General features: G+C 42.8%; 2 protein-coding genes. Both read right to left on the reverse strand.

Features of this window, described 5'->3' with window-relative positions:
- Positions 1–96: 96 nt before the first annotated feature.
- A complete protein-coding gene (locus HWQ37_RS00350) occupies positions 97–5,460 on the reverse strand; it encodes an AAA family ATPase (protein WP_292742560.1) in 5,364 nt (1,787 codons plus the stop codon).
- 218 nt (positions 5,461–5,678) lie between these two features.
- Entirely contained in the window at positions 5,679–6,059 is a 381-nt protein-coding gene (locus tag HWQ37_RS00355; protein ID WP_292742561.1) for an endonuclease domain-containing protein, read from the reverse strand.
- Positions 6,060–6,213: the final 154 nt, after the last annotated feature.

Raw genomic sequence — 6,213 nt, forward strand, 5'->3', positions numbered from 1 at the left:
GTTCCCTCCCCTTTGCAAGGGGAGGGTTAGGGTGGGGTAAAACCTTGGTTAATCAGTTGCATTCTAAAACTATCTCTCCTGCCCCCTGCCCCCTTATTAAAATTTAACTGCTTCAGTAAAAACTGATGCTATTTGTTGTCCTGACTGACAGCGTTCAAGATAAATCTGCGCGACTTGATCCCAGGGGTTTTGCTGTAAGCAATCTTGAAAATACTCGGCTGCTGCGGCAAATTGTTCTTTTTCATAACACGCTAATGCTGTGGCAAATAACTCTAAAGTAGCCGTTTTACCTGCACCAACTTTTGGGGGATCGGCTGCGAATACTTCATGAACAGTCACAGCATTGGTTTTACCCTTCACCTTCACCTTACCAACTACACGAATACCATAGCGATCGCTATTTTGTAAGCGCTCAAAAGTTTGGTCGGTAATTAATAGCGGGGCGTTGAATGTTTTGGTCAATCCTTCGATTCGCGCTGCTAGATTAACCGCATCGCTAATCACTGTGCTATCCATGCGATTCAACCCGCCGACTGTCCCCAAAATTAGCGAACCAGTATTAATCCCAATGCCAATTTGAATTGGTAAGTAACCCTTAGTTTGACGTTTTTCGTTATAAATTGTTAATGTCTGCAACATGGCAATTCCCGCAAGTACCGCATCGTCGGCATCTCCAGCAAACAAGGCCATGATGGCATCACCAATATATTTGTCGATAAAGCCATTGTTTTCCAGAATGATCGGCTCCATGCGACTGAGGTAGGAGTTAATAAATCGGAAATTTTCGGCGGGAGTCATGCTTTCTGAAAGGGTGGTGAAGGCGCGAATGTCGGTAAATAAGACTGACATTTCTCGCTGCACCTGATCGCCTAATTGCACATCGATAATGCTTTGCTTGTCGAGAAATTGCAGAAATTGGCGAGGGACAAAGCGCTCATAAGCTTTGTTGAGTGCGGCTAAATCGGTATACAAACGGGCATTTTCAATGGAAATCGCTGCTTGTGCTGAAAGCAGGTTGAGCAATTCCAAACGATCCGGGGTAAATGCTCCGGTTGTCAAGTTATTTTCTAAATAAACAATTCCTGCTAACTTTCCTTGATTAATCAAGGGAGTACACAGAATCGATCGCGGTTGGTATTGGCGAATGTAAGGATCTTTGATGAATTCCCCAATCCCAACTGCTTCGTTGATGGCATCGTTTAGAACTACATTAGTTTTAGTGCGAATGACATAGTTAACGATCGCAGTCGAAAGAGTTTGGTTATCTTCAATACTGAGTGATTCCAAAACCTGAATACTATTCTCACCAACGCTTCCCTGCGCTTCTATCAGAAATTTCCCCTTAGTTGACAACAGCAAAAACCCCCGTTGTGCGCCGGCGTTTTCCATTAAAATCCGCATGAAGTTAGATAAAAGTTTATCTAGCTGAATTTCTTCGGAAAGGGTTTGAGAAGCTTTGATCACTGTCAGCAAATCCAATGATTCTGAGCGACTAGTACTTGTGAGTCCGGTTGGGTGAGAAGTAGTGGTTGATAAACTTGAGTTAACAGCTTTTTCGAGAATGCGCGTTAAGATTTGGGGATACTTGGCTTCTAAATCTTTTACCTTAGCGATCGCTCCCCACTGTAAATAAAGATAGCGGGCTTCTTGCAGATAAACTTGGGCAATCTTCAATTTGTTCTGGGCTAGGTAAAATTTGGCAGTCAATTCATTAGCCAGAGCCGCTTCATTAAAATACTGGTTTGATTGGGCTAAGGTAATGGCGCGATCGTAACAGGCGATCGCTTGACTCGATTCTCCATGCACCCGATGCCATTCTGCTTCTACCAACGCCAATTTATGGGTATAGTTAACAGGAGAAAATTTCGCCCATACTTGCATTTTTTTCTGGTTTGCTGCCACTCGTTGGAGTAGTTTTTGACGTTCTGCTGCACTGACAACATCGGCTAAGGCTAGTCGTCCTAATGAGTCATAAAAGTGAAACAATCCGACAATATATAAACCCACAACTGCATCTAAATAAGGAATTGCTAAATCAGCATTATTGACGGCTGTAGCATAATCTTCAAACCAATAATTCAGCGTTAGATAATTAGTATAAACATAAAAAACAGCTGTGCGGTAGTTACTCTCGATATGCTGCGGTAACATAACCGTTGCATCATAAAATTCCCCCGTCAATTCACAAGGGTGAGGATTTTTAGCCTGTAAATTAACAACTACTTGGCGATAAAGTTGAATCAACACAAAAATCGGTTTTTTCTTAAACTGATGAACTGCCTCTGCGTAAATAGCTAAACATTCATCCAATTCAAGAAGATTTTGACCAGTAAAATAGCTATGCATAGAGCATGTATTGGCACAAAATGCCGCATATTCGGTATCACCCGTATCGCGCCCAATTTGAAATGCTTCTTGCAACGAAGGAATAGTATTTTGCAGTGGTTCTTGCCAGTGGCGGACAAAGGAATTAACTACAAATAAAGTTCTCGCTTGCAGATGCTTGGCATTGAAACGGTCTAGCACTTTCAAGGCTAATTCACCAAATTTATATCCCCCTTTTAGATCGCCAACAACGCCACAGAGAATCAAGCCATAAGTTGCGTAGGCGAAGGCTGATTCTGCCGCGTTGCCGTATTTAGCGGATATTTCTACCTGTTTAAAGACCGTCAAAGGAAAAACGTTCGGGGCTGCTAGGTAGGTCGCCGAGGCAATACTCGCAAGGATACGAATTGCCGCTAATTTCGTGGGATGGGTGAGTTTTGGCAAGTCAGCTAAGGTGTCTACCTGCTTACCTGCCAAAGCGAGTTTAGTTTTTAACAATCCCAGCATAATTTGCAGTTGACCGGGGTTGTTAGCCAAGGGAATGCCCAGCAGTTGCAGAACTTGCAGACCGAGTTTAGAAGCTGCTAAGAGTTGATCGCGAGCGATCGCAGCTTGGATTTTGATGGCATAAACCTGTGCCTGATCGATTGTGCTACGGGTCTTTTGCAGTACTTCATCTGTTAATGCATCCATGCGCTCAAAGTCCCCACCCAGATAAGCAGCTTCGGCGGCGGCGGTGTGCAATGCTAAAGCTAGCTGATACTGCTGCCGCCAACAGCTAGCTGCTAGGCAGTTAATCCCCATTGTCAGATAATCTAAGGCTGGCTGATAGGCTGCTGAGGCTTTGGCTTTGTTACCTGCTGTTAAATTTAACTGAGCTAGTTTTTGGCGCTGTTGAGAATCTGTAATTAGGTTGATACCGAAATTCAGTTGGTTAACAATGTCAAAAATCCTTTCTTCTTGCTTCTGGGGAGTAATACATTGTAATAATAGTTGTCCAATCTGCAAGTGTACTGCTTGTTTTTGGTCAGTAGAAATCAGCGAGTAAGCTGCTTGCTGGACGCGATCGTGCAGGAATTTATAAACTACATCCAAATTTGTCAAGTTCGCTGTGACTTCTCGATCGGCAACTTGCAAGAGTTGGTAGTCATTACCTTGAGGTAAAATTAATCCGGTTTGCACGGCTTCCCAGAGTTGGGCGGCGACATCTGCGAGAGATTTTGAGCTAGCGATCGCTAAAGTATGCAAATCAAAGGAATTACCAATACAAGCTGCTAATTTTAAAGCTTCTTGGGTAGCTGCTGGCAACTTTTGAATTTTCAGCGCCATCAACTCGACGACGTTATCGGTAATCTGGGCTGCTTGGATTTTTGCCAGTTGCCATTGCCATTGTCGCTGAGTGAAATTAAATTGTAGTAATTCTTCTGCATACAGCGACTTGAGAAATTCATTCATGAAGAAAGGATTACCATTGGTCTTCTGCTGAAGCAGTTCAGCCAGAGGTGTAATTTGGGCTAAATCGGCATTGTTGAGGGTATCGCTGAGGAGTTGTTCAATTTCGGGCAATACTAAGGGCGTTAAGGTGAGTTCGTGAATAGCCACTCCTGCTTGTTCTAAAGATGCGATCGTTGCCCTTAGTGGATGGGTTTTATCTACTTCATTATCACGATAAGCACCAATCAGCAACAAATATTGACTGTCTGCTTGACTAATTAATAACTCAATTAGTTGGAGTGATGCACTATCCGCCCATTGCAGATCGTCCAAGAACATTACTAAAGGATGTTCCTTTTGAGTAAAGACTTTAATAAAGTTTTGCAAGACTAAATTAAACCGAGTTTGCGCTTCCTTGGGTGATAGTTTTACCACAGGTGGCTGCTGACCAATAATTAGTTCCACCTCTGAAATCACTTCGATAATTACCTGACCATTCACCCCAAGAGCATCTAATAATTTTTTCCGCCAAGTAGTAATTTCTGCTTCACTTGTAGTTAACAACTGGCGAATTAAAGCTTGAAAGGCTTGAATTAAAGAACTGTAAGGAATGTTACGTTGAAACTGGTCAAACTTCCCAGAGATAAAATATCCCCGTTGTTGGGTAATCGGTTTATAAATTTCTTGAACTAGGGCTGATTTGCCAATTCCAGAATAACCGGCAATCAGCATCACTTCGCTTTGTCCGTGACTGGCTCGCTCAAAGGCTGCAAGTAAGTTTGTTACTTCCGCCTCGCGCCCGTACAGTTTTTGAGGAATTTGAAATCTACCGGAGCAATCTTGCTGTCCGAGTTCAAATAATGAAATTTGCCCTGTAGATTTGAACATCTCCAGACATTGCTGTAAATCTGCCTGTAATCCAAAAGCACTTTGATAACGAGCTTCGGCGGTTTTTTCCAGTAACTTCATCACAATTTGCGAAAGCGCTGGCGGAATTTGGGGATTGATTTGATCGGGCGGAATTGGTTGTTTGGCAATATGGCTGTGAACCAGTTCCACAGGATCGTCGCTAATAAAAGGTAAATTCTGGGTCAACAGTTCGTAGAAAGTGACTCCCAAAGAGTAAAAATCGGTGCGATAATCAAGCGAGCGATTCATCCGTCCTGTTTGTTCAGGAGAAATATAAGCGAGAGTCCCTTCTAAAACATTCAGATTTCCCAAGGTGGGATTTTCCCGCGACAGCAAAGTAGCAATGCCAAAGTCAATTATTTTCGTTTGTTGAGTCGTGGGATTGAGAAGAATATTGGCAGGATTAATGTCTTTATGAATAATCTGTTGCTGATGAATTTCTGCTAAAGCTGCCGCTACTTGCATCGCCAGGTGCAAAAAATTCTCTAGCGTTAGAGGCGATTGATTGAGCAACTCACGCAGAGGTTGCCCACCAAAATCTTCTAAAACTAACACTAAGGTGTTTTGATATTTTTTCAGGTCGTAGGCTTGGATAATTCCCGGCACTTGAAAGCGGCGCGTGAGATCGTATTCTAGTTTAAACCGAGCGATCGCTTCTGGGGATGGGTATTCTTGCCACAGAACTTTCAGTACTACTGGTTGTCGATCTAACTCTCGATATCCCCGATAAACCTGAGAATTGGGGCTTGTGTGCAGTTCTGTCAGGACTTTATACCCTTCCAGTGCGATCATAGATTACTCAAGCGTTTGCTGTGTTGTTAAAGTCTATTCAGTATAAATTACTCACCTTGCAAGTGAACAGAGATTAGCCGAATGCTACAGTTTACCAACTATGAGTAGATTAGATGAGAGCGATCGCTGTCAAATTACCCCCAAATTACCCCCCTCAATCCCCCCTTGCAAAGGGGGGAAGCCGGAAATCTAGTTCCCTCCCCTTTGCAAGGGGAGGGTTAGGGTGGGGTAATCTTCCGCAATTGACAAACAGTTTGTGCAATCATTGCGATCGCACCTTCCAACTCTTGATAAACCTGTTGATTTGTAAACCTCAAAAAACAAGTCCCTTTAGATTCAAGAAAACATTGTCGTTCATAATCATAAACCTGCGCTCCTTCTTGAAAATGACTATTACCATCAATTTCTATAGCAAGTTTTAATTCAGGACAATAAAAATCCACAACAAATACATCAACACTGTACTGTCTACGAAATTTGCAACCATCAATTTGCCGATTTTTCAACCTTTCCCACACAATCTTTTCAGCAGGTGGCATATTATTACGGAGCGATCGTCTTTTTTCTTTCTCCGAGGTTTTGTTATAAAGCTCTGTCATAACATCTTGATTTTTGGTAATTTCAAATTACCCCCCTTAATCCCCCCTTGCAAAGGGGGGAAACTAGGAATCTTGTTCCCTCCTTTTAGCAAAGCTACGGTGTATACATAAGTCAAATTACCCCCCTTAATCCCCCCTTGCAAAGGGGGGAAAC

The sequence above is a fragment of the Nostoc sp. NMS4 genome, assembly GCF_017115095.1.
Lineage (GTDB): Bacteria > Cyanobacteriota > Cyanobacteriia > Cyanobacteriales > Nostocaceae > Nostoc.

Bases quoted from the DNA above. Each gene is read 5' to 3' on its own strand.
- HWQ37_RS00355 (WP_292742561.1), bottom strand. From the start codon at position 6,059: ATGACAGAGCTTTATAACAAAACCTCGGAGAAAGAAAAAAGACGATCG.
- HWQ37_RS00350 (WP_292742560.1), bottom strand. From the start codon at position 5,460: ATGATCGCACTGGAAGGGTATAAAGTCCTGACAGAACTGCACACAAGC.